Here is a 26,714-nt window from a genome sequence, read left to right on the forward strand (position 1 = left end):
TCAATTAATCCATATCGCAGATCTATATGTAGTGGCCGCAACCCATCTGTGAACAATATCTGCCATCTCACAGAAAACGATCCATAGTGAAGCCATCAGGCGGCCCCAATAAAGTCAAATTTGAAACGTCTAACCGTTCTCAAGTGTCCTGCGGTTGTTTTTGGTTGTGAGTTCGTGGGCTGTCGGCCCGGTTTTTCTAAGCCGCAAAATGAATAGAACGGGCGGATTGAAATGAGCCACAACCAGGCTGTCGGTGCGACGCACGACGAACCAAAAATTGAGGGATTGCAGCCAGGCGCAAAGCTGTTGCGCGGGCAGTATGAAATTCTCCGCTATCTCAGCAACGGTGGATTTGGGATCACTTACCTGGCGCGCGACAGCCTGGAGCGCGACGTCGTAATCAAAGAGTGCTTCCCCGGAGCGCTGTGCCGACGCAACGGTGATCTGGTTGAGCCCAATGATCCATCCTACAAGGACGACCTGCGCTCGATCATTGACCTCTTTATTCAGGAAGCGCGCAATCATGCGCGCCTGGTACATCCCAATATCGTGGACGTACACCAGGTGTTCGAAGACAACGACACCGCATATATCGCAATGGATCTCATCCGTGGGTGCGACCTGCTGGATTACGTGGAAAACCCGGAAAATGACGGCGGCCCGGATTTCATCGTTCAGGTCACCGAAAAAATGCTGTCCGCGGTATCTTTCATTCACCAGAGCGGCATGTTGCATCGGGACATTTCACCGGACAACATTCTGATTGATGAAAACGGAGACCCCGTCCTGATTGATTTTGGCGCCGCACGTGAGCAAGCGGCGAACAAGTCGGCAGCATTGTTGACCCTGCGCGTCATCAAGGATGGATATTCTCCGCACGAATTCTATGTCCGGGGCGCGGATCAAGGGCCCAGCAGCGACCTCTATGTTCTGGCCGCCACGCTTTATCACGCGATCAGCGGTGAACGCCCCATCGACGGCCAGAGCCGCCTGAACGCTTTCAACAACGGGCAGGATGACCCCTACACGCCACTGACCGGTCGGTTCGAAGGATACCCAGACGGGTTCCTTGAGGCGATTGACAAGGCGATGGAAGTTCACGCCACGGATCGTCTTCAATCCGCATTGGATTGGTTGCGCATGTTCCGCGGCCCCGGTGTCATGTTTGACACTTTCGCTTATCGTCCCGTGTCCGTGATTGTCGGCATGGATCGCAAAGACAAAGAGGCAGAAAAGGCTCGGATCAAGGCCGAAAGCGAAAACGCCGAAGCCGTAGTTACGGCCCTGCTGGCCGGAAACTCGGACATCGTTCTTGGCACCGAAGACAAAAAAGATGGCGATCTGTCCAAGATTTCAAAGAAAGAGGAAACCCCGGTCGCTGTCGATACAGTGGTTCAGAGCGGGTCCGGCGGCAGCGGCAAGCTGATTGCAGGCGCGGCTGTTGTTGCAGTTGCTTTGGCCGCAGGCGGTTTCTTCGTGATGTCCGGCGACAAGACAGAAGACCAGGCAGAATCACCGGTCACGCAGCCCACGGCAGACGTACAATCCGCTGAGGCAGAGTCACCCGCTACCGATCCTTCTGTCACGGAGGCCACCGAACCCGAAGTGGCCGTCGCCCCCGAACCCAAACCGGAAGAGCCTGTCGAGCAGGCACAACCAGTACCTGCGGAGCCAGCTGCCACAGAAACAGCCTCCGCAGACACTGAACGTTCCGAGGTTCCGTCACAGTCGGAAGAAGCGACTGAAATTGCAGCAGTGTCTGAGATTGAGACACCTGCGACTGATGCAATTGCCAACGCCGGTGTTCCGGCGGAACAGCAGGTGGCGTTTGCGCATTGGGATGTCGATATCCCCTTCCAGACATCCCGACGCCGCGGCTCGACCGGAGCCACGATTGCAGTTACGGGGGTGGACGCCGATCAGGACATGAGCGTGATCGGCGATTGGGTACAGCGTGGCGCTGTCATCTATACCCTGAATGGCCGCCCGGTCCGTCAGGATGTTTCTTTTGCGGCGCAGGTTCTGGATAACCTGAAAGTCGACACCGATGGGTACACAAGGGTTGCAGCCCGCTATCGCCCGCTGGGTCAGACCCGGGCGCAAAACGGCTTGTTGGCCCTTCCCGCCATACGATCCGTTGGCTTGGAAAATGGTTACACCTTTACCGTCAGCGCCGATGGCGACGCCGGATGGCAAACAAGGGTGAACGCAGTTCCGGCTGAAGCGGCAGGAAACCTGCAAAAAGGCGATGTCCTGCTGAATGAAAGCCTTTCCGGCATTACATTTGACGGCTCGGAAAGCCTTGATGAGATGCTGGCCGCACTCGTTTCAAGCGAGCAGTCTGAGGCAAAACTGACAGTGTTGCGCAATGGGGCCGAGACGGCCGCCACCATGCAGCTTGCACAGGAGTAATCTGACCGGTTCGAAAGTGATCTGCCAGTGTGTGTTTGCTGAGGGTGGCATCCAGCTTTGCCACCCTGGCGGGAACCGGCCCGCCGCAGAATGTACCAGTTCCCATGGGTATCCATTGAGTGGCTCTGCGCTGACGTGCAGGGAACAGTAGCAGCTTACGACGCGGATTGTCTGCGTCACCAACTTGAAGGTGTCGACACCATGTTCAAATACAAAAGCCCTCTGAGCCGGCTTCTCGAAGGTGCCGGCAAATCCAAAGAAGAAGACGTTGCCGAGAACACGACTGCGGTAGATGCCGCAGAAAGCGAAGAAGCAAAGCAGGAACCCATTGCGGATTTCAACGCGCTGCGCGCCGCATTGGCCGGTGGAAACATGACATCCGATTCCTATGAGGAAACGGATGAGCTGATCCCCGAGGAAAAGATGCCCGAGTTCGACGAGGCCGAGCCGGAGGCAGTGACCGAACCCGAGGAGTCGATCTTTGCCGAGGACAGTTCGGAGGAGGAAGACACGCCGGAAGAAGAAGACGCTCTGAAAAACGTTCTGGCGGAAGAGCCTGTCGAAGAACCGGTTGAGGTCGAGCAGGTTGTCACCCTGCATGTGACGGAAACACCCGCTGAAACACCGCCAGAGGAAACAACGGCCGAGGTCGTGTCCGAACCTGCCGAACCGGAAGTCGTCGAGGTTGAGGTCGCGGAAGCTCCGGCCCCAGAAGCGCAACAGGTCGAAGAGACCGCTGAGCCGGTGATTGAACAGGTTGCACCAGCCCCAGCCCCGGTCGAGGATCGCCGCTCACGGGTCAAGACGACATTTCTTGGATTTGAGCGCGCCGATACGCATGTTCAGGACCTGATCGAATCCTCCGAACCCCTGGCAAAAGCAGAAGCGGCACAAGCGACGTTCCCGGTGGGTTGGCTGGTGGTAACAGCAGGTCCGGGACGGGGTTCAAGCATTACGCTGACCGAAGGCCTGATGCAAATCGGGCGCAACGATGACCAGGCCATTCAGTTGGATTTCGGCGATACCGGCATTTCGCGCTCGAACCATGCCGTGATCGCCTACGACCCCGAGGACCGGAAGTGCTATCTGGGCCATGGCGGCAAGGCCAATCTCGTTCGTCTGAACGGCAAGCCCGTTCTCAGCACCGTGGCCCTGTCCAGCGGAGACCTGATCCGCATCAGCGAAACCTCGATCCGGTTCATGGCCTTCTGTGACGACGGTTTTGATTGGCGGGATTCCTGATTGATGCTGGCAACTCCGGCATATGATGTTGCGCTGATCCTGAACCAGGGTCAGCGGGAAACGCAGGAAGACGCGATTGCGGCCCGCATGTTTGATGCGTCGGACGCGGGTTATGTTGTGATTGCAGACGGCATGGGTGGCCATGAAGCGGGCGAAATAGCGTCGGAAATGGTAGTGGCCGCATGGCGCGACGCGCTGGACGCAGAACTTGAGGCAGAAAACCTCAACGAAGGATCCGCGATGGATTCGCTTCCTTTGGCCGCCATGCAAGCCAATGCCGCGATCGCCAACTACACCGAGGCCCGGGGCCAGGGGTTCAACATGGGGTCAACCATGCTGGGCGTCCTTTTTCTGGGGCGGCGTGTGTTCTGGATTTCGATCGGCGACAGCCCTCTTTACCTGTTCCGAGATGGAGCGTTGACGCAGGTCAACGAAGACCACTCGATGGCACCCGTGATTGCTTCGAAATTGGCTTCAGGCAAGATTACTGAAGCGGAAGCCCGGGAAATGGACCGCAATCAATTGACGTCCGTGGTCATGGGCGGGGCCATTCCCAAAGTGGATTGCCCGGAAGATCCATTGATCGTCTCGCCTGCCGATGTCCTGATCCTTGGAAGTGATGGGTTGCAGTACATCAGCGACGCCGAAATTCAGGACATTCTGCGGGATCACCAACAGGGGCTGGCACAAGACATTGCCGAAGCATTGCTGAGGGCCGTGCAGGCCAAGGGTGACCCTGATCAGGACAATCTTTCTATCGCAGTGGCGAAACTTACAAGCACCTAAACAGGCAAAGCAACAGGACCCATGAAAAAGCACTTACTCATATCAAGCCTTGCCCTTGCTGCCGCCACGGGCGCGGCATCTGCGCAAGAGGCATGTTCAAGTTATGAAATTCAACGCGGCGATAGCTTACGGGAATTGGCAATCGAAGTGTATGCGACCGAAGACTTTCGCATCATTTTCGACGCGAACCGGGATATTATCGGTTCCAACCCCAATATCATCCGCGTCGGCGACGTTCTGGAACTGCCATGTCTGGAAGATGTCGGGCGGGCTCCGGCGCTGGCTGACACCGAGGCAGAGCGGCTGGCTGCCGAAATGGCGGCAGAGCTGGTAAAAGCCGCAGAAGAGCGCGCCGAGAAAGCCGTGGCCGAAGCGGAAGCCCGCGTTGCCGAAGCGGAAGCCGAGGCAAAGAAGGCGAGTGAAGAGGCCGTCGTTGCAGCGCGGGCTGCTGCCAAGGAAGAGATCGAAGCCGCCCGTGCGGAAGCTGCCGCTTTGATCCGGAATGCCGGAACGGGTGAACGGCCCGAAATCCGGGACCGGCAATTGCTGTTGATCACTGGCGGGAACTACGCTCCGTTCACCGATGAATCTCTGCCCAATAGGGGGCTCTATACCCATCTGGTTGAGACAGCGATGTTTCGTGCCGCTCCCGAACAGGCCTACAAGATTCAGTTCGTCAATGACTGGTCATCCCATCTGGACCTGTTGATGCCGACGCTTGCATTTGACGCCACCTTCCCCTGGTCGCGCCCCAATTGCGAAGAGGCCGTTGCGCTGTCGGAAGATGATCGCAACCGGTGCGAGACCTACAATTTCTCAAACCCGTTCTACGAGGTTGTGGATACGTTCTTCGCCCGGGAAGGTTCCGGCTATGAAGAGACATTAACCTATGCCGACTTTGCCGGTGCAACGATCTGCCGGCCGGAAGGTTGGTCCCTGTCTCACATGGACGCGGTAAGCCTGTACGAACCGGTCATCAAACTTCTGCGCCCAACGTCACCGGATGATTGCTTTCACTCTCTGATGGAAGGCACCGCAGATATCGTTGCCATCGAAGCACATCTGGCAGCCGAGGCAATAGATCGGCTTGGGTACAAGCACCGGATTATCGAAAACCCCAACCTTGCGGCCATCAAGTCGCTTAACGTCATGACCCACAAAGATAATCCTGATGGGGAAGCGATCCTTGAGACGCTGAATCAGGGTCTGGCAATCATGCAGCAATCGGGCGAATGGCGCGACATCGTGTCAACCGCCCTGCGTCATCAAATGGAAAATGGATAAGGCCCCGATCTGGCCTGACAAACTAAAGTCTGGAGGAAGTGGACATGTTTAACGAGAAGATAAAGAAGGTAGCGCTTTCAGCAACCGCGATCACTGCTCTGAGTGCGGGCGCCGCTGCGGCGCAGGAAGCTTGTACCAACTATACCGTCCAAGACGGCGACACCATGGCGACCATTGCAATCGCAGCTTATGGCACGTCGAACTATCAGCCGATCTTCAACGCGAACCGGAACGAAATCACCAACCCCAACGCTCTGGAGCCAGGTCTGGTTCTGGCCCTTCCCTGTGAAGACGGCAGCCTGCCCAATGGTCAGAGCGCGCAGGAAATCATCGCAGCTGAAGAACAACGTGCAGCCAGCGTCAAACGTTCGAGCGTCTACCAGCCGCCGATCAAGCTGGTGACCGGCAATGGCTGGGCACCTTTCGCAGATGAATCGCTGAACGGTGGCGGAGCAATCACCCGTCTGGGCACCACGGCTTTGCAGCGCGGCGGCAACGCGCGCGACTATTCCGTAAGCTTCGTGGATGACTGGAACTCGCACCTGGAAACTCTTCTGCCTCTTGGCGCCTTTGACGTGTCCATGGCGTGGAACATGCCGGATTGCACCAACCGCACTTACGAATGGTCCTGGGAAACCGAGGTGCGCTGCACACAGTTCGATTCATCTGTTCCGGTCTATGACATTGTCGTCGGGTTCTACACCATTCCGGAAAGCCAGTATGCGAATGCGACAACCTTTGAAGAACTGAAGGGCGCCACCATCTGCCGTATGGATGGCTGGTTCATCCATGATCTGGAACAGGAAGGTCTGCACAATGGTGAAACCATTACGCTGATGCAGCCGATCACCGCACGTGAATGCCTGGACGCGGTCCTTACCGGCACCGCAGATGTTGCAACTTTTGAAGTTCAGCTGTTCTCGGACACAATGGTTGAAATGGGACTGAACCAGAACGACCTGGTTGAGAACCCGTACGTGACCTCGCTGTCCTCGCTGCGCTTTATCAGCCACCGCAGCAATCCGTTCGGCAAGCAATACCTGGCGATGTTGAACAAAGGCCTGAACGAGATGCGCGAAACCGGGGAATGGTATGCGATCGTCTCTGACACGCTGCGCGAGCACAACGAGAAACTGATGGCAGCGTCGAACTGATCCCTCGGTTCAGCTGAAACTTTGGGGCCGGTTCTTCAATCGGCCCCTTTTTTGTCAGCGTTAAACACGAGGTTTTTCAGAATGACAAATTTTGGCCTCTTATCTGCTTCATAACAGCCTCAAATGCGCAGCACCTTCTAACCCCAAGCACGATCATCATTCAATTGATGCCAATGAAAGAGCGTGATTTTCATATGATACAGGGCGCCTTCAATATTCAGAATAACTCACCGTCGTCCGCGACCAGATCGGATTTGGACGTTGCAGTGATCTTGCCCTGCTACAACGAGGCCGTTGCCATAGGTGAAACCGTTCGGCAATTCCGTGCGGCCCTGCCCGACGCGACGATTTACGTATATGACAACAATTCCACCGACGACTCCGTCAAGGTCGCGCTTGAGGCAGGCGCGCGGGTCTATTCCGAAACATACCAGGGCAAAGGCAACGTGGTCCGTCGAATGTTTGCCGACGTTGATGCGGATGTCTACGTTATGGCTGACGGGGATGCGACCTATGACAGCGCGGCGGCACCGGAATTGATCGACCTGCTCGTTTCGCAGAATCTGGATATGGTCAACGGGGCTCGGGTGAATGAAGAAACCGAAGCCTATCGGCGCGGCCACAAATTTGGCAACGCGTTGTTCAGTTGGCTTGTGAAATTTTTCTTCAACAGCAAAATCAACGATTTGCTTTCGGGTTACCGCGTTTTCAGCAGGCGCTTTGTCAAAAGCTTCCCCGCAGTATCAAACGGGTTCGAGATTGAAACAGAGCTGACAGTTCATGCGATGCAGATGCGCATGCCGATCGGTGAGGTTCAAACAAGATATTCGTCACGCCTGCCAGATTCGAACTCCAAGCTGGCAACGTTCTCTGACGGGTGGCGGATTCTCAAAATGATCGGTTTGTTGATCAAAGATGAAAAGCCCGTTGCATTTTTCCTGTCTTTGGCCGTGATGATGTTTTTGCCTTCGCTCTTTGTGTTTGTGTCCGTATTCCGGGAATTCTTGGAAACGGGGCTTGTTGATAGAATTCCGTCTGTTGTCGTTGCAGTATCCGGTTTTGTTGCAACAATGCTGTCCATCGTCTGTGCTTTGATTCTGGAATCTCTGGCTCTTGCCCGGAGGGAAGCACGTCGTCTTTCCTATTTGCAGCACAAAGGTGTAGCTGCGTCAGGCGATGATCAATTCAAGCCAACACTTGTCGAGGCTGAGACCCGTCGATTTGGCTGATTAAAACCATCCCCCGGTTCCCAGTTAGGCGAATGGTCAGCCTGATCCCGCGTAAGCGCCTGAATACGCTGACGTGTTCAAGAATTTACTTAATCCAATAAGCAAATGGCCAGCACCCCAAATGCTGGCCATTTTTCTGAGTGAGTGATATGGCCCTAAGGCCTCACCAGTGAAATTCTTTGTCCCCACAACACTAACGCGGACAGAAAACCGGCGCTATTGGGGGAATCCCGTAAATCCTGAGTTTTTCCGAGGATCCGGATGTTTCGATCCGCGCCAACCGCGCTGTTTGCAGTTTCAGGACAGCGATCGAAATTTGTGCCCGACGAGCGGACGGACAAGTGTTGAATACCAACGTGACGCGCAGCTGTCTTCCCGGCACACACTGCGCAAGTCGTTCATGGAACCTGACAAGGTTGGTTTTAACGGCGCAGCCACGGCATGCTAAAGATCGTCAGGCACAGGGTTCGGGGCGGGTCTTTTGGCAATCCCGCGGTCCATGAAAAGGACCGCGCAAAGGCGGTCCCTTCGTGTTTTGATGTCGGACGAAACTCGCCCGCATGTTCGACGGCGATCAGCCGATGATTGCGTTCAGCGTAGCGCTGGGGCGCATCACAGCGGCGGTTTTGACCGGGTCAGTGTGATAGTATCCGCCCAAATCCACCGCCGGTCCTTGGACTGCGGCCAATTCCGACAAGATCTGCTCTTCTTTGTCTGCCAGCTCTTTTGCAAGGGGTGCCATTTCAGCTGCCAGATCGGCATCGTCAGATTGGGCAGCCAAGGCTTCGGCCCAATAGCGCGCGAACCAGTAGTGGCTGTCGCGGTTGTCCGGTTCGCCAACTTTTCGACTTGGCGACCGGTTGTTGTCCAGAATGCCCTGAGTTGCCGCCTCTGCCGCAGCGCCAAGAACACCTGCCTTCGCGTTTCCTTTGGCGTCAGCCAGGAAGTTCAGGGATTCCCCAAGCGCGCAGAATTCACCCATCGAATCCCAGCGCAGATGGTTTTCCTCGACCAGTTGCTGCACGTGTTTCGGCGCCGAGCCCCCTGCCCCGGTTTCGAACAGGCCACCACCATTCATCAGCTTGACGATCGACAGCATCTTGGCCGAGGTGCCCAGTTCGAGGATCGGGAACAGGTCGGTCAGATAGTCACGCAGCACGTTGCCGGTGATGGCGATGCTGTCCTTTCCGGCGGTGATGGTTTCCAGCGTCTGACGAGTTGCCTCGCGCGGGGCCATGATCTGGAACTTGTCGGCCACGCCCGCAGCCTCGAGCGCCGGTTGAACGTATTTGATCAGCTCGGCGTCATGGGCGCGGTTCGCGTCCAGCCAGAATATCGCCTCGGATCCGGTCAGGCGCTGACGGTCCATCGCCAACTGGATCCAGTTCTCGATCGGCGCCTTCTTGACGGTGCAGGCCCGCCAGATGTCGCCCTTTTCGACCTCGTGCGAGTGCAGGGTCTCGCCATTGGCCAGAACGATGCGGATCGTGCCGTCGGCGGGTGCCTCGAAGGTGGTCGGGTGGCTGCCGTACTCCTCGGCCTTCTGCGCCATAAGGCCAACGTTTGCGACCGCACCGGCAGTGGCCGGATTCAATGCACCATTGGCTTTGAAGAACTTGATGCTTTCATCATAAACAGTTGCATAACACCGGTCGGGGATGACGCAATTGGTATCGCCCTTGGCACCGGTTTCATCCCAACCCTTGCCGCCCGCGCGGATCACAGCCGGCATCGAAGCATCAATGATCACGTCGGAAGGCACGTGCAGGTTGGTGATGCCCTTGTCGCTATCCACCATGTACATGGATGGACGATCAGCCTTGATCGCATTTATTGCGGCGACGATCTCGGCATTGTCTTGAACCCGCTCAAGCAAGTCGCCAAGACCCGAGTTCGGATTCACACCCAGCGCATCCAGTTCCGCTCCGAATTTTTCAAAAACCGGCGCCAGCCAGGCCTTGACCGCATAGCCAAAAATGATCGGGTCCGAGACCTTCATCATCGTGGCTTTCAGGTGCAGCGAGAACATTGTGCCGTCTTTCTTGGTGTCCTCGATGGCCTCTGCCAGGAAGGACGACAGCGCTTTGACCGACATGAACGTCGCATCAGTCACCGTGCCCTCCTCCAACGGCCACGCGTCCTTCAGAACAGTCACACTGCCGTCTTTGCCGACAAACTCGATCCTTGCATCACCCGCCTGGGCAGCGGTGATGGTAGCCGATTTCTCGTTGGCGTAAAAATCGTTGCCCGACATGGACGACACTTTGGTTTTGCTGTCCGAGGCCCATTCACCCATGGAATGCGGGTTCTTCCGAGCATAGTTTTTGACTGCCCGGGCTGCGCGGCGGTCACTGTTACCTTCTCGCAGAACCGGGTTCACGGCCGAACCCTTGATGGCATCATAACGCGCGCGGATGGCCTTTTCCTCGTCGGTCGAAGGTTCTTCCGGATAGGCCGGGATATCATAGCCTTGCGATTGCAACTCTTCTATGGCGGCCACCAGTTGCGGAACCGATGCCGAGATGTTCGGCAGCTTGATCACATTTGCATCCGGGGTCTTTACCAGTTCACCCAACGCCGCCAGATCGTCCGAGACACGCTGCTCATCCGTCAGGTTCTCGGGGAAGGCTGCCAGAATGCGCCCGGCCAGTGAAATGTCCTTTGTACCAACGCTAACGCCAGCTGCCGAAGCGAACTTGCGAATGATGGGCAGGAACGATGCGCTGGCCAGTTCGGGCGCTTCGTCTACAATGGTATACAATATGTCGAAGTTCGATTTATCTGCCATATTCTTTTACCTTTTTAAGCCTTTCGGGGCGTGCGATCTAAGAGTTGAAGCCACATATGCGTGGCGCGGGAGGGGCGCGATCATGATACCGCCCCTGGGTGACTCTGTTTTGACAGGGCCTCCCTTAAATCACGTTGGGCTGGGAATCAATCATCTGTGCCCGCGCGTTTTGCCACGGGCTGGGCGTGGATGGCCTTTGATGCTATCAGCTCAACGTATCGCCCGCCTGTCTCGGGCGTTCCCTTCAGGTCACGCCACATGTTTTCCATGATGCTGCACGGCTGGTCCCACGAAATTCTTCGGGTTGCGGCCAAGGATTACCGAAATCTCTGCCCTGTCTCGGGATCAAATACCATGGCACGGTCAGGTTGAATGGATATGCCAATCCGGTCGCCGGTTTTGCTGCGCTGGTCATCCCGCTCTTCCACAATCAGTTTGTCACCATTTGGCGTCAGCAGATAGGAGTAGGAAACACCCCCAAGCGCTTCGGTCAAATCCACTGTGCAGGTGTCCGCAGACCGGTCGATGTGGATATGTTCGGGGCGCATCCCCAACGTCACCTTGTCCGTTCCGGCAGGAACAGTTGCCGAGATCGGCAATGGCTGGCCCAAAGCGGGATGGGTGACATGGCCGTCGGCATAATCGCAATCGAGAAAGTTCATCGCAGGCGAACCGATGAAACCTGCAACAAACCGGTTGTCGGGGTCACGGTACAGATCCATCGGGGCGCCGACCTGTTCAATCCGGCCATCGCGCAGTACGACAATTTTGTCAGCCATCGTCATGGCTTCGACCTGATCATGGGTCACATAGATCATGGTTGCGCCGATTTCCTGATGCAGACGCGCGATTTCGACGCGCATCTCGACACGCAATTCGGCGTCCAGGTTGGACAGGGGTTCGTCGAACAGAAAAACCTCGGGCCCGCGTACAATCGCCCGCCCGATTGCAACCCTTTGCCGTTGCCCCCCGGACAGGGCCTTAGGTTTGCGCTTGAGATAGGGATCAAGCTTCAGAATGCTCGAAGCCTCCTGCACCTTCTGGTCGATCTCGGCTTTTGGGACACCATTCATGCGCAGGCCAAATCCCATATTTTCGGCCACTGACATATGCGGGTAGAGCGCATAGGTCTGGAACACCATGGCCACGCCGCGCTTGGCCGGGTCCATATGTGTCACCTCGCGCGATCCGATGTGAATCTCACCTTCCGAGGTTTCTTCCAACCCGGCAATCATCCGCAACAACGTGGATTTTCCGCACCCCGAAGGCCCTACGAAAACGCAGAACTCGCCATCTTCGATTTGCAGGTCGATCCCATGAATGACCTGTGTCTGACCGTACCGTTTGATTGCCCGATTCAGAGTTACACCTGTCATGTCATTAGCATCCTGTCGTTTTTCGAACCTGGGCCTGTTTCGGGAAACCGCCAGGCTTGTGCCTCGGTTCCGATTTGTTCAGCCACACGCCGCAGGCGCGGCACCCAGGCTTCGAGTTGATCGAAATCCATTCGTTCGGTGGACCCGGTTATCGAAATCGCCCCAAGCATCCGCCCGTTCGACGTCAGAACTGGGCAGGCGATGCAAATGATGCCAGGCTCGTGCTCTTCATCATCGACGGCAAATCCCCGGCTGCGAATTCTGTCAAGATCAGCCCGCAACATCTTTTCGGATGTCAGAGTTTTGTCGGTGAAGCGGTGATAGCTTTGCTGCGACACCGCCCTGTTCAGCGCATCTTCGTCCAAGAAGGCCAGCATCGCCTTGCCGACCCCCGTGCAGTAGGCCGGGCCAACTTTTCCAGCCTGAGAGTACATCTCGATCGGTTGTGCGGCGTTGCGTTTGTCGACGTAAAGAACCTGACTGGAATCAAGTTGCGCCAGGTGCACGGTTTCACCGGTTTCTTGGCTGAGGGCATCCAGAAAAGGCCGCGCTATCGGGGCCAATGAGCTTTGCGTCCATGCCGCATGGGCCAACCGAACCAACCGCATCCCGGGCGCATAGGTCTGCCTGTCGCGGTCATAAGACAGCATTCCCTGGTTGGTCAGGGATTGCAGAAATCGGTACAGGGTCGCCTTTGGAAAATCGCTGTTTTCCAAAAGTTCAGCGAATCGAACTGGGCGCTCGAACGACGCTACATGATCCAGCACATCACATGCTTTGCCTATAGTTCCGTCACCTGACACGGGCCATCATTCTCCTCCGATTGTCCCCCGCCATCCTCACGAGGGTCTTGACAACAGTAACCGAGTCGATGTGTAGTTTTCAATATATAAAACAAGGTTTCACTATATGGAACCTTTCATGGGAAAAACAGGGAGGAGACCATGTATTCAACTTTCAAGCGCACGACGGCTGCGCTGGCGATCGGTGTCGCGATGGCGGCACCGGCAGCTGCGGAACTCACCGGAGAGCTGCGGATCTTTCTCGACACATCAAACCCGGCGCCCCGCGCGACGATGGAAGCGATGATCGAGCGGTTCGGAGCACAGCATCCGGGGCTGGAGATCGAAACAACGGTCATCGACCGCGAAGCATACAAGACGCAGATCCGGAATTTCCTGACGGCCGACACCCCGGACGTGGCCACATGGTACGCGGCCAACCGCATGAAACCATATGTCGAGGCGGGTCTGTTCGAGGATGTGTCGGACTTGTGGGCAGAGCCTGAGATCGCCGAAAACCTCGCTTCGACCAAGGGCGCGTTGACAATAGACGGCAAGCAATGGGGCGTACCCTATACCTACTATCAGTGGGGTGTTTACTACCGCAAAGATATCTTTGATGAACTGGGTTTGAGCGAGCCGACAACCTGGGAAGAAGAACTGTCCAACTGCCAGAAAATCGTCGATTCGGGACGCGCCTGCTATACCATTGGCACCAAGTTCCTTTGGACCGCCGGTGGCTGGTTTGACTATCTGAACATGCGAACGAATGGTTTCGACTTCCACCAGCAGCTTGCCAACGGCGAAGTCAGCTGGGAAGATGACCGGGTAAAACAGACTTTCGCCAACTGGAAACAGTTGATCGACATGGGCGCCTTCATCGACAATCACCAGACATATAGCTGGCAGGAAGCCCTGCCCTTCATGGTCAATGGTGAGGCAGCGGCCTATCTGATGGGCAACTTCGCAGTGGCACCGCTTCGCGATGCGGGCCTGACAGATGACCAGCTGGATTTCTACCAGTTCGTCGCGATCAATTCCGATGTTGAGCTGGCCGAAGACGCCCCGACCGACACGTTCCACATCCCGGCCAATGCTTCGAACAAGGAAGCTGCGCGCGAATTCCTGCGTTTTGTGGTCTCTGCTGACGAACAGACCGAAATCAACAACGGCGCGAATCTCGGCCAATTGCCGGTCAACGCGCAATCTACTGTGGATGACGACAAGTTCCTGCAACAGGGCTTTGAAATGCTTTCGTCCAACAGCCCCGGTGGGGTAGCCCAGTTCTGGGACCGCGACGCGCCTGCGGAAATGGCCAAAGTGTCCATGGAAGGTTTCCAGGAATTCATGGTCAAACCCGACAACTTGGACCGGATACTGGCCAAGCTCGAACGCGCGCGCGAGCGTATTTTCGATAACTGACCAGGCAAGGGTCGGGCCAAAGCCTGGCCCACGCTCCCTTGAATCGTAGGGCGGGTTCCGACCCGCCTTGCTCCAACAGATCCGAGTTTCCCATGACAGTTGCAGCCGACGCCTCGGAACAGGAAAGCTGGTTCCATCGCAACCAACAACGTATCGCACCCTGGCTGTTTCTAGCCCCCGGGATGCTGTTCTTTTTGGTCTATGTGATTATCCCGGTATTCCAGTCCTTCAACCTGTCACTTTACGAGTGGGACGGCCTGGGCGCTGCGGAATATGTCGGCTTTCGCAATTACGAGGACCTCTATTGGGAATGGGTAGACCGAGATGCGTTCTACATCTCGATGAAGAACAATCTGATCTGGCTGATCCTGTACCTGGCAGCGATTCCGGCAGGTTTGTTCATCGCCCTGTTCCTGAATCAGACAGTTTGGGGCATCCGCCTGTACAAGTCCCTGTTTTTCTTTCCTTTCGTGATTTCTCAGGTCGTGGTGGGGCTGGTGTTCACCTGGTTCTACGATCCGACCTTCGGGTTGCTGAACGAATTCCTCGGCTTCTTCGGCCTCGGCCCGGTAAACGTGTTGGGCGATGAGCGTTTCGTGACCTATGGCATCATCTTCGCCGGCCTCTGGCCACAAACCGCCTATTGCATGATCCTGTACCTGACCGGTCTGAACGCTGTGGACCCGGAGCAGATCGAAGCAGGACGCCTGGACGGGGCCAAGGGTTGGAAGATGCTCTGGCACATCATTATCCCGCAACTGCGGCCTGCAACCTTCATCGCGTTCGTCGTGACCATCATCGGCGCATTGCGATCTTTCGACCTGATCTCGATCATGACACAAGGCGGCCCCTTCGGATCCTCCCGAGTGCTGGCCTATTACATGTTCGAGGTCGCCCTGTCCGAATACGGCTTCCGCATGGGTTATGGCGCGGCCATCGCCGTGATCCTTTTCCTGATCATGCTGTGCTTCATCGCCTATTTCCTGTGGTCGATGTACCGTGAAGAGAAGGGGCGCTGAGATGTTTCCCAAACCCATCGAAAAACAACCCCGCGCGGCGCAGATCACGTATCAAGCCATGCTTCCATTGGCCCTTCTGTTGTGGCTGGGCCCCCTGCTGGCGGTTGCTCTTTTCTCGGTGAAACCCGCTGCTGACTTCACCAACGCGAATTACTGGGGGATGCCGTCCAGCTTTGAGGGCGCCTTCAACTATGGGCAGGTGTTCTTCAATTCGGACATGCCGCGATACCTGCTGAATTCATTCATGATCACCGTCCCTACCGTGATCGGAGCGGTGGCCCTCAGCTGCATGACCGGCTTCGCGCTTGGCATCTACAAGTTCAAGTCGAACCTCTGGATCTTTTTTATGTTCGTGGCCGGGAATTTCGTCCCCTTCCAGATCCTGATGGTGCCGGTACGCGACCTGACCCTGCAACTTGGGCTTTACAACACCAAGACCGGGCTGGTCCTGTTCCACATCGCGTTTCAGACCGGGTTTTGCACCCTGTTCATGCGCAACTTCATCCGCGCCCTGCCCTTTGAACTGATCGAGGCCGCACGGGTCGAAGGCATCAGCGAATGGCGCATCTTCTGGTATGTGGTCCTACCCCTGATGAAGCCCGCGATCGCCGCGCTCAGCGTGCTGATATTCACCTTCATCTGGAACGATTATTTCTGGGCCGTCGTCCTGACGCAAGGCGCAGAAAGCCAGCCTGTCACTGCCGGCATCACCAGTTTCAACGCCCAATTCCGCGCCGCTTATCAATTGATGAGCGCAGGCTCCATAGTGGCGGCTCTGCCACCGGTGGCCATGTTCTTCCTGATGCAGAAACACTTCATTGCAGGTTTGACTCTCGGAGCTGTGAAATGACCAAAATTACCTTTATCGGTGCCGGGTCCACAATATTCATGCAGAACATCGTTGGGGATGCTCTGTTGACCCCTGCGCTGGCCGACAGTCACTTTGCGCTTATGGATATCGATCCCGAGCGCCTGGCGGAAAGCGAAACCGTTGCGCGCTCCATGATCCGCTCGGTCGGGGCCGGGGCGACCGTCTCGACCCATACCGACCGCCGCGCGGCGCTGGACGGGGCCGATTTCGTCATCACCGCGTTTCAGGTCGGGGGATACAAGCCCTGCACAATCACCGATTTCGAGATCCCCAAACAGTATGGCTTGCGTCAAACCATCGCTGATACGCTGGGTGTCGGAGGGATCATGCGAGGTCTGCGCACGGTTCCGGTGCTTTGGGATGTCGCAGGGGACATGATGCAACTCTGCCCCAACGCGACGTTGCTGCAATACGTAAATCCGATGGCCATCAACACCTGGGCACTGGCCGAACGCTTCCCGACCCTGAAACATGTGGGCCTTTGCCACTCGGTTCAAAACACGGTCGAGGAACTGGCCCACGATCTGGATCTGCCAAAGGATGAGTTCCGCTACAAAGTCGCGGGCGTCAATCACGTCGCATTCTTTCTGAAACTGGAACATCAGGGCCGCAACCTGTATCCCGCACTGCGGCAGGGCTATCACGCGGGGAAATTCCCCAAGGCGCCGCTGCTGATGCCGCGCTGCCCCAACAAGGTGCGCTACGAGGTGATGGATCACCTGGGCTATTTCTGCACAGAAAGCTCGGAACACCTGGCCGAATACGTGCCGTGGTTCATCAAGGACGGGCGGCAGGACCTGATCGAGGAATTCTCCATCCCGCTGGACGAATACCCCACCCGCTGTGTCGAGCAGGTAGAGACGTGGAAGGAACAGGCCAAGACCCTGACCGACGGGCGCAAAATCGATGTGACCCGCAGCCACGAATTCGCCGCCGACCTGATGAACGCGATCGTTACGAACACGCCTTACATGGCCTATGGCAACCTGCCCAACACCGGCCAGATCCCGCAACTGCCCATCGGCGCGGCGGTCGAAACCCCCTGCCTGGTCGACAGCAACGGCGTGCAGCCTTCTGTCGTGTCCGACATCCCGCCGCAGTTGATTGCCCTGATGCGCACGCAGATCAATGTACAGGAACTGACTGTTCGGGCCCTGACAGAACAGAACCCCGAATATATTTACCACGCCGCGATGATGGATCCGCACACCGCCGCCGAACTGGACCTGCGCCAGATCCGCAACCTTGTCACGGATCTGCTGACGGCCCATAACGATTGGCTGCCCGACTGGTGCCGCCCGGCCCGTGCCGCCTGATCTTCATCTTTTCACAAATACTCAGATCCAACTTCAGCCAAGAAAAACAAAGCCAGACATGACAAAACGCCGCTCACAGCATTGGTATGGAAAACTCGACAAGGATGGCTTCATCCACCGGTCGTGGATGAAAAACCAGGGCTTTCCCGACCACGCTTTTGACGGACGACCCATAATTGGCATCTGCAACACCTGGTCGGAACTGACCCCCTGCAACTCGGGCCTGCGCGACCTGGCCGAGGGCGTAAAACGCGGCGTATGGGAGGCGGGCGGCTTTCCGGTAGAGTTCCCTGTCATGTCTCTGGGCGAAACCCAGATGAAACCCACCGCGATGCTGTTCCGCAACCTGCTGGCCATGGATGTCGAAGAATCGATCCGCGCCTATGGAATCGATGGCGTGGTACTTCTGGGTGGCTGCGACAAGACCACACCGGGTCAGCTGATGGGGGCCGCTTCAGTCGATCTGCCTTCGATCGTCGTCAGTTCAGGCCCGATGCTGAACGGTAAATACCGCGGACAGGATATCGGGTCCGGCACCGATGTCTGGAAGTTTTCCGAAGCGGTGCGGGCTGGCGAAATGACCCTGCAGGACTTCATGAACGCCGAATCCGGCATGTCGCGCAGCGCGGGCGTGTGCATGACCATGGGCACCGCGTCCACCATGGCGTCGCTGGTCGAAGCGATGGGCATGAGCCTGCCCACCAACGCCGCGCTTCCGGCGGTCGACGCCCGCCGCATGGCGCTGGCGCACATGACCGGCCGGCGCATCGTCGAGATGGTGGATGAAGACCTCAAACCATCGGACATCCTGACCAAAGAGGCGTTTGAAAACGCCATCCTCGCCAATGCCGCCGTTGGCGGATCGACCAATGCGGTAGTTCACCTGCTGGCGCTGGCGGGACGTGTCGGGGTTGACCTGACCCTGAAAGACTTTGAAATCGGGTCTGAAATTCCACTTCTGGTCAACTGCATGCCTTCCGGCAAGTACCTGATGGAAGACTTCTGCTATGCAGGCGGCGTGCCGGTCGTGCTGAACGAACTCAAACCCTTTCTGCGCCCGGCAAAAACGGTGCTGAACAAGGACATCTCGGCCCATTTCGAAGGGGCCGAGTGTTTCAATACGGATGTGATCCGCCCCTTCAACGACCCTGTGAAGCCCGCCGCAGGTTTGCGCGTTCTGCGCGGCAACCTTGCGCCGAATGGGGCAATCGTCAAACCTTCGGCGGCCACTGACGCGCTTCTTGAAACCGAGGGCGAGGCTTTCGTGTTCGACAACATCGAAGACCTGAAGGCCAATATCGACCGTGAAGACCTGCCAGTCACGGCCAAGAGCATTCTGGTGCTCAAGGGGTGTGGCCCCAAGGGGTATCCGGGTATGCCCGAGGTCGGCAACATGCCAATTCCGGCGAAACTGGTGAAAGAGGGTGTACGAGACATGATCCGGATCTCGGACGCCCGCATGTCGGGAACAGCATATGGCACCGTCATTTTGCATGTCAGCCCCGAAGCGCAAGCGGGTGGCACGCTGGCGCTGGTCAAAACCGGAGACCGCATCCGTGTTTCAGCCAGAAGCGGCGAACTGGAACTGCTTGTGGACGAAAACGAACTGGACGCCCGTCGCGCCGCGTGGCAACCGGATGATCCGCACTATACCCGCGGCTATGCGAAGCTTTACATCGACCACGTGCTGCAAGCGGATCAGGGGGCGGATCTGGATTTCCTTGTGGGCAAAGACACCCGCCTCGTGACCAGAGAGAGCCACTGATGACCCAACCAGCTACATTCCATGATCTGAACGGGGCCTCGGTCTATATCACCGGCGGCGGCTCGGGCGTCGGTGCGGCGCTGACAGATGGATTCATGGCACAGGGGGCCAATGTGGCCTTCATTGGTCGGTCGGATGCCAGCGGGTTTGTCGAAGAGATGCGTGACAAGCACGGCCGCGCGCCGCTGTTCCTGCAAGGCGACATGACGGATACCGAACTGCTGCACGCGACGATGGCCAAAGCTGCCGAGGCTCATGGCCCTTTGAACGTCTTGGTAAACAACGCAGCCAACGACCAACGTCATACGCTTGAGGAAACCACGACGGAGTTCTGGGACTGGATGATCGAGGTGAACCTGAAAGCCTATTATTTCGCGTGTCAGGAAGCCGCCCGGCAAATGAAAGATGGCGGGGCAATCATCAATTTCAGCTCGATCAGTTACATGATGGGCAATGCTGGCTATCCGATCTATACGACCTCGAATGCCGGGATTACAGGGATGACACGGTCATTGGCACGAGAACTGGGGCCGAGGAAAATCCGGGTAAACGCTCTGGCCCCCGGCTGGGTTCTGACGCAAAAACAGTTGGATAAATGGGCCACACCCGAGGATCTGGCGGCCCATTTGGACCGGCAATGTCTGAAAGAGCACCTGAAGCCCGAGGATATGATAGCACCAACACTTTTTCTGGCGTCCAGTGCCAGCCATGCGATGACCGGGCAATGTATGGCTGTTGATGGCGGCGTCGTGGTTTCGGGGTGATGTTATGAATACTGAATGGATCGCCGTCGACTGGGGAACATCTCATTTACGGGCCTGGGCCATGCAGGGTGCGACTGCGCTGGACCATGCGCAATCCGACAAGGGCATGGCGCATGTCGGACCTGACGGGTTTCAAGCCGCCCTGCTGGACTTGATCGAAAACTGGTTGCCCGGCGCGCCGGTGGATGTGGTCGCCTGCGGAATGGTCGGCGCACGACAGGGCTGGGTGGAAGCCCCATATTCGACGGTGCCGTCGGACCCCTTGCCGGATGTCCCGATCCGCGTTCCCGGATCAGACCCGCGCATTCGGGCCTTTGTCATACCCGGTCTGAAACAGACAACCCCACCGGATGTGATGCGGGGTGAGGAAACCCAGATTGCCGGATTTCTGGGCGCGCGTCAGAATTGGGACGGCGTCATCTGCCTGCCCGGAACCCATACGAAATGGGTTCAGGTAAGCGCTGGCGAGGTTGTAAGCTTTCGTACCTTCATGACGGGTGAGTTGTTCGACCTGCTGTGTGGTCAGTCCGTGCTGCGACACTCTGTAGGTCCGGGCTGGGACGAAAACGCCTTCGCCGAGGCGGTTGCGGATACGTTGTCAAAACCCGAACAATTGGCTGCCCGTCTTTTCAACCTCCGAGCGGCGGACTTGCTGCAAGGCCAGGCCAAAGCCACCGCACGCGCGCGCCTTTCCGGAATGTTGATCGGGGCCGAACTGGCCGCGACACGGCCCTATTGGCTGGGGCAGCAACTGGCCATTATCGGAGCAGAAGGCGTGTCGCAGACATATGCAACAGCCCTGCAACGGCAGGGTGCATTCGTAGAAACCGCGAATGCCACCGAGGCAACTCTGGCCGGGCTTGCGCTGGCCCGAAACATGACAAGGCAAACCGCATGAGCCGTCCCATCATCGCCATATTGCGGGGCTTGCAACCGCACGAAGCCAAAGCCGTTGGCCGCGCCATTATCGATGCCGGCATTGACCGGATCGAAGTACCGCTCAATTCTCCGGACCCGCTCGACAGTATCGGGATTTTGGTTGATGCGTTTGGAAACCAGGCCCTGATCGGCGCGGGTACTGTTTTGACAGTCGATCAGGTGGACGCTGTGTCGGCTGCCGGAGGCAAGTTGATCGTATCGCCCAACTATGACGCCGAGGTCATCAAGCGTTCAGTCGCGTTGGGCTTGCAAAGCTGGCCGGGGGTTTACACCCCGACCGAAGCTTTTGCGGCCCTCAAGGCCGGGGCCACCGGGTTGAAGCTGTTCCCGGGGGTGATGGCTGGTCCGGCGGGTTTGGCCGCGTTGCGCCCGGTTTTGCCCATAGGCTCGCTTGTTTTTGCCGTTGGAGGTGCCGGGCCCGACAATTTCGGGCAATGGATCAAAGCGGGCGCAGATGGCTTTGGGATAGGCTCTGCACTTTACAAACCCGGGATGGATGTCGCCGAAATCGCCGAGCGCACCCGACACATCGTAACGGCCTATGACGAGGTCGCCGGATGAGCACCCTCTTTGACGACCGCCCCTGCGAGTTGGGCGAAGGCCCGTTGTGGCATCCTGAAAGACGTCAGCTTTTCTGGTTCGATATCATCGGCAAACGTCTGATGACCCGCGAGCGGGGCACGCCAAAAAGCTGGAGCTTCGATGAACATGTCTCGGCCGCGGGCTGGGTGGACCGCGATACGCTTCTGATGGCTTCTGAAACCGGTCTTTGGCGTTTTGATTTGCAATCCGGAAAGCGGAACTTGATCACGCCTCTGGAAGCCGACAACCCCATCACCCGTTCAAACGATGGCCGCGCTGATCCTTGGGGTGGGTTTTGGATCGGAACAATGGGCAAGCAAGCGGAACCCGGGGCCGGATCAATCTATCGCTTCTGGAAAGGTGAGTTGAGACGGTTGGTTCCGGATGTAACAATCTCCAACGCGATCTGTTTTGCCCCCGATCGTTCGGTGGCCTATTTCTGCGACACCGCAACGAAACAGGTCAGACGCTGGCGTCTGAACGCCGAAACCGGTTGGCCGGAAGGCGACAGCGCAGTTTTTCTGGACTTGCGCAAAGAAGGTCTGAACCCGGATGGTGCGGTCATTGATGCCCAGGGGAATATCTGGATCGCACAATGGGGCGCCAGCCGGATCGCGGCGTACACGGCCGACGGCACATTTCTGAAGGCCGTTGCATTTGACGCATCCCATACGTCCTGCCCCGCTTTCGGGGGCGATGAACTGAATACGCTTTTCTGCACAACGGCCCGTCAGGGGTTGAGCGCAGAAGCAATAGACAGCCAACCGACCAACGGCATGACCTTTGCCGCGCGAAATGCAGGTCAGGGTCAGGCAGAACACAAGGTCATCTTATGAAGCCGGAACTGGGCGTTTGTTATTATCCTGAACATTGGCCAGAGGCGATGTGGGCCGACGATGCCGTGCAAATGGTCGAAACAGGCCTGACATGGGTGCGCATTGGCGAGTTCGCGTGGAGCCGCATCGAGCCGCAATCCGGCGTTTTACAATTCGAATGGCTCGATCGCGCGATCGAGACACTCGGTGCAGCCGGATTGAAGGTCGTACTGGGCACGCCAACCGCAACGCCGCCGCGCTGGATGTTGGACAAACACCCGGACATGCTGGCCACCGATGAAAATGGCAACCCGCGCAAGTTCGGATCCCGGCGGCATTACTGCTTTAGCCATCAAGGCTATATCGACGAATGTACCCGCCTCGCCCGGATATTGGGTGAACGGTACGGTAAGAACCCGCATGTGGTCGCGTGGCAGATTGACAATGAATACGGGTGTCATGACACCACTCTCAGTTACAGCGCAGCTGCCCAACAGGCGTTTCGCGATTGGTTGGCCGAACGGTATGGAACGATTGAAACGCTGAACCAGGCGTGGGGCAACGTATTCTGGTCGATGGAATATCGCGACTTCAACGAAATCGACCTGCCCAATCAAACCGTGACCGAGCCGAACCCGGCTCATGTACTGGCATTCCGGCGCTTCAGTTCGGATCAGGTCGCGGCATTCAACAAATCACAGGTGGATGTGCTGCGGCCGCTGACCGATGCGCCGCTTTTGCACAATTACATGGGCCGTATTCTGGACTTCGACCATTTCAAGGTTGGCGCGGACCTGGATATCGCCACCTGGGACAGTTATCCGATCGGTTTTCTGTCGGACCGGCTGGAAGGCGACGACGCGCACAAGACCGCCTTTTTGCAACAGGGCGACCCGGACATGCAGGCGTTTCATCATGATCTTTACCGGGCGGTCGGACGCGGCCGTTGGTGGGTGATGGAACAACAACCCGGACCGGTGAATTGGGCACCGTATAATCCGGCACCCCTGCCCGGAATGGTGCGGCTTTGGTCTGTGGAAGCCGTGGCTCATGGTGCCGAGGTGGTGAGTTATTTCCGATGGCGGCAAGCCCCGTTTGCGCAAGAGCAAATGCATGCCGGCTTGCTGACGTCGAACAATCACCCTGCTGCTGCACTGGCAGAGGCCCGCCAGACCGCAGATGACCTGAACAATTTGGGTGCGGTGCAACAGATACAGGCCAAAGTGGCCATTTTGTTCGATTATGCCTCGGACTGGGCGTGGGCAACAGAACCACAAGGCGCGGGATTTGACTATTTCCGATTGGTTTTTTCAGCTTATCGCGCACTGCGACGGGCCGGTCTGTCGGTAGACTTTGTTTCGGCGAAGGACATTCCCGCCGATTACACGGTGATCCTTGCACCTGGTTTGGCCACAATGGATCCTGAATTGGAACACCGCCTGGCAGAGAGATGCGATCTTGCCATTCTGGGGCCACGCAGTGGTGCGATCACCCGTGATTTTCAAATTCCTGAAAAGGGCAGACCCGGTCTGAGCAGGATCGATTGCGATGTTGATCTGGTCGAAACTCTGCCGCCCACGGTTGAACGCGCGGTCAAGGGTGGCGGCGCGGCGAGGCATTGGATCGACCGATTGTCAGGAACGGCCAAAGACCTGCTGAGTTTTGAAGACGGAACATCTGCCCTCAAGGCAGGGGCCGATATTTGGTACTTGGCAGGTTTCCCGGATGAGGACCTTTGGGACCGTGTGATAGCCATGGCCGCGGAAAAAGCCGATTTGACATTGCGCACGATGCCGCAAGGCCTGCGACTGCGCGAGACGGCCAATCATGACTTCCTGATCAACTACAACGCAGGACCGGTGGAATGGAACGGGCTCACCGTCGAAGGCTGTGACGTCAAAATCCTGAAACGCAAACCGCCCGAACAGACCTGAGGTCAGTCCGGGCGGGTGCCGAGGTTACGAACCTGCGCCGCTATTCGTCGCTTTGCAGGCTGTTGGGGTCAAACACCCCGCCGAAACCACTGTTGTTGGACGGAGCGCTTTCAGATTCAGACCCACCATCTGCGCCTTCGCTTTCCTCGCCCCCTAAAGAGTTCGGCGCGAATACATTGCCAAAGCCGCTGTTGTTCGTCGGTTTTGGAGTGGATTGCGCACCGCCCTGTTCCGCTTCTTCAGCTTCGCGTTGTTTGCGGCGTTCCTCACGCTGTTTGCGCAACTCCTGAATACGCTGTTCCGCTTCCAACTTCTTCTGCTCGCGGATATCGGCAATACACTGCGCCGGATTGTAGGTGGCCGCAGTGCCGACAACCGTGATCGTCGCGACGGCAAATACAACCAACAGAACCGCTGCCATGTTGCCGGAAAAGAAGCTGGGCAATTTGATCTTGCCGGCCAGTTCCTCAACCGTCGCGTTCTTGCGCGCCGCTGCCACCAGTTCCTGACGCTTCAGCTTGGCTTCGTTCAGCAGAGCGAAGAACACCGTCAGCGCCACGATGATGAAGGCCAGTGCCGAGATCGCGGGTGTGATGCCATAACGGACCTTTTGGGCCAGCTCGATCGTCAACGTCGGGTATTCACCGAAGGTAAAGGTTGTGGTGTTGTAATTCTCGAACGATGCGAGGAACGCCAAAACCGCTGCCGATGCAATCGCCGGGCGCATGAACGGCAACAGGATCTTGCGGAAGGCCTGTGCGTGGCTGGCCCCAAGGTCCAGCGCCGCTTCGGTCAGCGCCATGTCGTAGCGCTGCAAGCGTGCCACCAACACCAGCATGCAGTAGCTGGCGATAAAGGTGGATTGGCCGATCACCGTCAGGAAGATGCCATTCGACAGGAAGCTGTCCGCCCCCAGTCCCAACATCCGGTTGATCCGGTCCCAGAACACCAGCGTCGAGATACCCAGAACCACGCCGGGGATCAGGATCGGAGCGATGATGATCGTGTAGTAAGTCGCCCGCAGCTTTGGCCAGATCTGGGTCAGCATCAGTGCGCCCGCCAGACCCATGGCGACTGACAGGATGACCGTGCCGATCCCGATGATCAGTGAGTTCTTGATACCGTTCAGGATTCGCTGATCCTGAAACAACTCACCAAACCACTGGAAGGTCAGGCATTCCCACGGGCTCATCCGTGGGAAGCCGGACGAGTTGAACGCGGTGATCGACATGATCACAAGCGGACCCAGCAGATACAGGAAGAAGAGCGCCAGATAGACCCAGATGCTTATACGGAGGAAGGAATTGTTCATTTCCCGATATCCCCCATGTTCACTTTGAACAGGCGCATCATGGCCAGCACGAACAGGATACAGGTCACCAGCAGGACGATCGCGTAAGCAGCCCCTTGCGGCCAGTCGTTGTTATCGTTGAACTGCTGATAGATCAGCTGTGTGAACCACAGCGACGACGGCCCGCCCAGAATTTGCGGTGCAGCCAACGCACCGGCAGACAGCATGAACACCATGGTACAGCCCGAACTGATACCCGGCTTGGCATAGGGAATGACCACACGCCAATGTATCCGCCACCATGGCGCACCAAGGTCGCGCGCTGCTTCGATCTGATTTTTGTCCAAGCTTTCTATGACGTTGTACATCGGGAAGATCATCAGCAGGATATAGGCATAGCCCAAACCGGCATAGAGCGCGATATCGTTCCGGATGAAGTCGAACGGCACATCCCAGATCCCCAGTCCCACGAACAGCGTGTTCAAAACGCCGGTTTCACCAAAGATAATGCGCAACGCAAAGGCGCGCAGAATCTCGTTGATCCAGTAAGGAATGATCAGCATGATCGCGAAGATGCGGATATGGCTGCCTTCGGATTGCCCCAGATAGTAGGCGATCGGATAGCAGATGATCAGGTTGAAAATCGTGACGCAAACCGCCGCCACGAGGGTGCGGAAGAACACCCGCAGGTCAACCGTGTTGTAATCCTGGCTGCCACCTTCGGGGCCGTATATCAGATACTTGTAGTTCTCCAGCGTATAGACGTCCTTCGGCCCACCAATCTCTGGCGGCGGAAGGTTCGGACGGAACGAGAAATCCAGCATCGAAAGCTGCGGCAGGATGATCAGGCCGATGGTCCAGAACAGAACCAGGCCCAGGATCGCCAAACCCATACCGGTTCCGTTGCGGTTGAAGAATTCCTTCAGAAAATGGGGCATGAGTT

21 protein-coding genes are annotated in these 26,714 nt (G+C 57.2%); 16 read left to right on the forward strand and 5 right to left on the reverse strand.

What is annotated here, in order from left to right:
* Positions 1–231 precede the first annotated feature (231 nt).
* From ACR0DJ_RS10660 to ACR0DJ_RS10685, 6 genes are all read left to right on the forward strand, one after another.
* Positions 232–2,412, forward strand: a complete 2,181-nt coding sequence (locus tag ACR0DJ_RS10660; RefSeq protein WP_480684908.1) for a serine/threonine-protein kinase — start codon at positions 232–234, stop codon at positions 2,410–2,412.
* A gap of 201 nt (positions 2,413–2,613) precedes the next feature.
* Entirely contained in the window at positions 2,614–3,654 is a 1,041-nt protein-coding gene (locus tag ACR0DJ_RS10665) for an FHA domain-containing protein (RefSeq protein ID WP_480684910.1), read from the forward strand.
* A 3-nt stretch (positions 3,655–3,657) separates the two neighbouring features.
* Positions 3,658–4,440, forward strand: a complete 783-nt coding sequence (locus ACR0DJ_RS10670; RefSeq protein WP_480684912.1) for a PP2C family protein-serine/threonine phosphatase — start codon at positions 3,658–3,660, stop codon at positions 4,438–4,440.
* 21 nt (positions 4,441–4,461) lie between these two features.
* Entirely contained in the window at positions 4,462–5,724 is a 1,263-nt protein-coding gene (locus tag ACR0DJ_RS10675) for a substrate-binding periplasmic protein (protein WP_480684913.1), read from the forward strand.
* Positions 5,725–5,768: 44 nt separating this feature from the next.
* Positions 5,769–6,878 carry a LysM peptidoglycan-binding domain-containing protein gene (locus ACR0DJ_RS10680; RefSeq protein WP_152460270.1) on the forward strand — a complete coding sequence of 370 codons (1,110 nt, stop codon included), beginning with the start codon at positions 5,769–5,771 and terminating at the stop codon, positions 6,876–6,878.
* Positions 6,879–7,072: 194 nt separating this feature from the next.
* Entirely contained in the window at positions 7,073–8,107 is a 1,035-nt protein-coding gene (locus tag ACR0DJ_RS10685; RefSeq protein ID WP_480685235.1) for a glycosyltransferase family 2 protein, read from the forward strand.
* A gap of 574 nt (positions 8,108–8,681) precedes the next feature.
* Here the strand turns inward: ACR0DJ_RS10685 and ACR0DJ_RS10690 are convergent.
* The 3 genes from ACR0DJ_RS10690 to ACR0DJ_RS10700 all read right to left on the reverse strand — a co-directional run bounded on the left by ACR0DJ_RS10690 (position 8,682) and on the right by ACR0DJ_RS10700 (position 13,074).
* Positions 8,682–10,895 (reverse strand): NADP-dependent isocitrate dehydrogenase, encoded by a 2,214-nt coding sequence (locus ACR0DJ_RS10690; RefSeq protein WP_170345355.1) that lies wholly within the window; start codon positions 10,893–10,895, stop codon positions 8,682–8,684.
* A gap of 317 nt (positions 10,896–11,212) precedes the next feature.
* Positions 11,213–12,271 carry an ABC transporter ATP-binding protein gene (locus ACR0DJ_RS10695; protein WP_170345354.1) on the reverse strand — a complete coding sequence of 353 codons (1,059 nt, stop codon included), beginning with the start codon at positions 12,269–12,271 and terminating at the stop codon, positions 11,213–11,215.
* On the reverse strand, positions 12,268–13,074 hold the full coding sequence (locus ACR0DJ_RS10700; protein ID WP_257600981.1) for an IclR family transcriptional regulator: 807 nt from the start codon (positions 13,072–13,074) through the stop codon (positions 12,268–12,270). The genes ACR0DJ_RS10695 and ACR0DJ_RS10700 overlap by 4 nt, the downstream gene beginning before the upstream one ends.
* Before the next feature lie 141 nt (positions 13,075–13,215).
* On the opposite strand from ACR0DJ_RS10700, the gene ACR0DJ_RS10705 reads away from it, so the two are divergent.
* From ACR0DJ_RS10705 to ACR0DJ_RS10750, 10 genes are all read left to right on the forward strand, one after another.
* Positions 13,216–14,475: an ABC transporter substrate-binding protein gene (locus tag ACR0DJ_RS10705; RefSeq protein WP_480684914.1), complete on the forward strand. Its 1,260-nt coding sequence runs from the start codon at positions 13,216–13,218 to the stop codon at positions 14,473–14,475.
* Positions 14,476–14,567: 92 nt separating this feature from the next.
* Entirely contained in the window at positions 14,568–15,494 is a 927-nt protein-coding gene (locus ACR0DJ_RS10710) for a carbohydrate ABC transporter permease (protein WP_171119269.1), read from the forward strand.
* Position 15,495: 1 nt separating this feature from the next.
* Entirely contained in the window at positions 15,496–16,344 is an 849-nt protein-coding gene (locus tag ACR0DJ_RS10715; RefSeq protein WP_170345350.1) for a carbohydrate ABC transporter permease, read from the forward strand.
* Positions 16,341–17,681: an alpha-galactosidase gene (gene melA / locus ACR0DJ_RS10720; protein WP_480684916.1), complete on the forward strand. Its 1,341-nt coding sequence runs from the start codon at positions 16,341–16,343 to the stop codon at positions 17,679–17,681. The genes ACR0DJ_RS10715 and melA overlap by 4 nt, the downstream gene beginning before the upstream one ends.
* A gap of 58 nt (positions 17,682–17,739) precedes the next feature.
* Positions 17,740–19,446 (forward strand): IlvD/Edd family dehydratase, encoded by a 1,707-nt coding sequence (locus ACR0DJ_RS10725; RefSeq protein ID WP_170345348.1) that lies wholly within the window; start codon positions 17,740–17,742, stop codon positions 19,444–19,446.
* Positions 19,446–20,210 (forward strand): SDR family NAD(P)-dependent oxidoreductase, encoded by a 765-nt coding sequence (locus tag ACR0DJ_RS10730; protein ID WP_425079626.1) that lies wholly within the window; start codon positions 19,446–19,448, stop codon positions 20,208–20,210. Before ACR0DJ_RS10725 ends, ACR0DJ_RS10730 begins: the two co-directional genes overlap by 1 nt.
* A gap of 4 nt (positions 20,211–20,214) precedes the next feature.
* Complete coding sequence (locus tag ACR0DJ_RS10735; protein WP_170345346.1) at positions 20,215–21,108, forward strand: 2-dehydro-3-deoxygalactonokinase; 894 nt, start codon at positions 20,215–20,217, stop codon at positions 21,106–21,108.
* Positions 21,105–21,710, forward strand: a complete 606-nt coding sequence (locus tag ACR0DJ_RS10740; protein ID WP_480684917.1) for a 2-dehydro-3-deoxy-6-phosphogalactonate aldolase — start codon at positions 21,105–21,107, stop codon at positions 21,708–21,710. The genes ACR0DJ_RS10735 and ACR0DJ_RS10740 overlap by 4 nt, the downstream gene beginning before the upstream one ends.
* Positions 21,707–22,567: an SMP-30/gluconolactonase/LRE family protein gene (locus ACR0DJ_RS10745; RefSeq protein WP_480684918.1), complete on the forward strand. Its 861-nt coding sequence runs from the start codon at positions 21,707–21,709 to the stop codon at positions 22,565–22,567. Before ACR0DJ_RS10740 ends, ACR0DJ_RS10745 begins: the two co-directional genes overlap by 4 nt.
* Positions 22,564–24,480: a beta-galactosidase gene (locus tag ACR0DJ_RS10750; RefSeq protein WP_480684919.1), complete on the forward strand. Its 1,917-nt coding sequence runs from the start codon at positions 22,564–22,566 to the stop codon at positions 24,478–24,480. Before ACR0DJ_RS10745 ends, ACR0DJ_RS10750 begins: the two co-directional genes overlap by 4 nt.
* 40 nt (positions 24,481–24,520) lie before the next feature.
* Here ACR0DJ_RS10750 and ACR0DJ_RS10755 read toward each other — a convergent pair whose 3' ends face one another.
* Entirely contained in the window at positions 24,521–25,792 is a 1,272-nt protein-coding gene (locus ACR0DJ_RS10755) for an ABC transporter permease (RefSeq protein WP_170345342.1), read from the reverse strand.
* A complete protein-coding gene (locus ACR0DJ_RS10760) occupies positions 25,789–26,709 on the reverse strand; it encodes an ABC transporter permease (RefSeq protein ID WP_171615186.1) in 921 nt (306 codons plus the stop codon). Before ACR0DJ_RS10760 ends, ACR0DJ_RS10755 begins: the two co-directional genes overlap by 4 nt.
* Positions 26,710–26,714: the final 5 nt, after the last annotated feature.

It is taken from the genome of Ruegeria sp. BF10 (genome assembly GCF_056538725.1).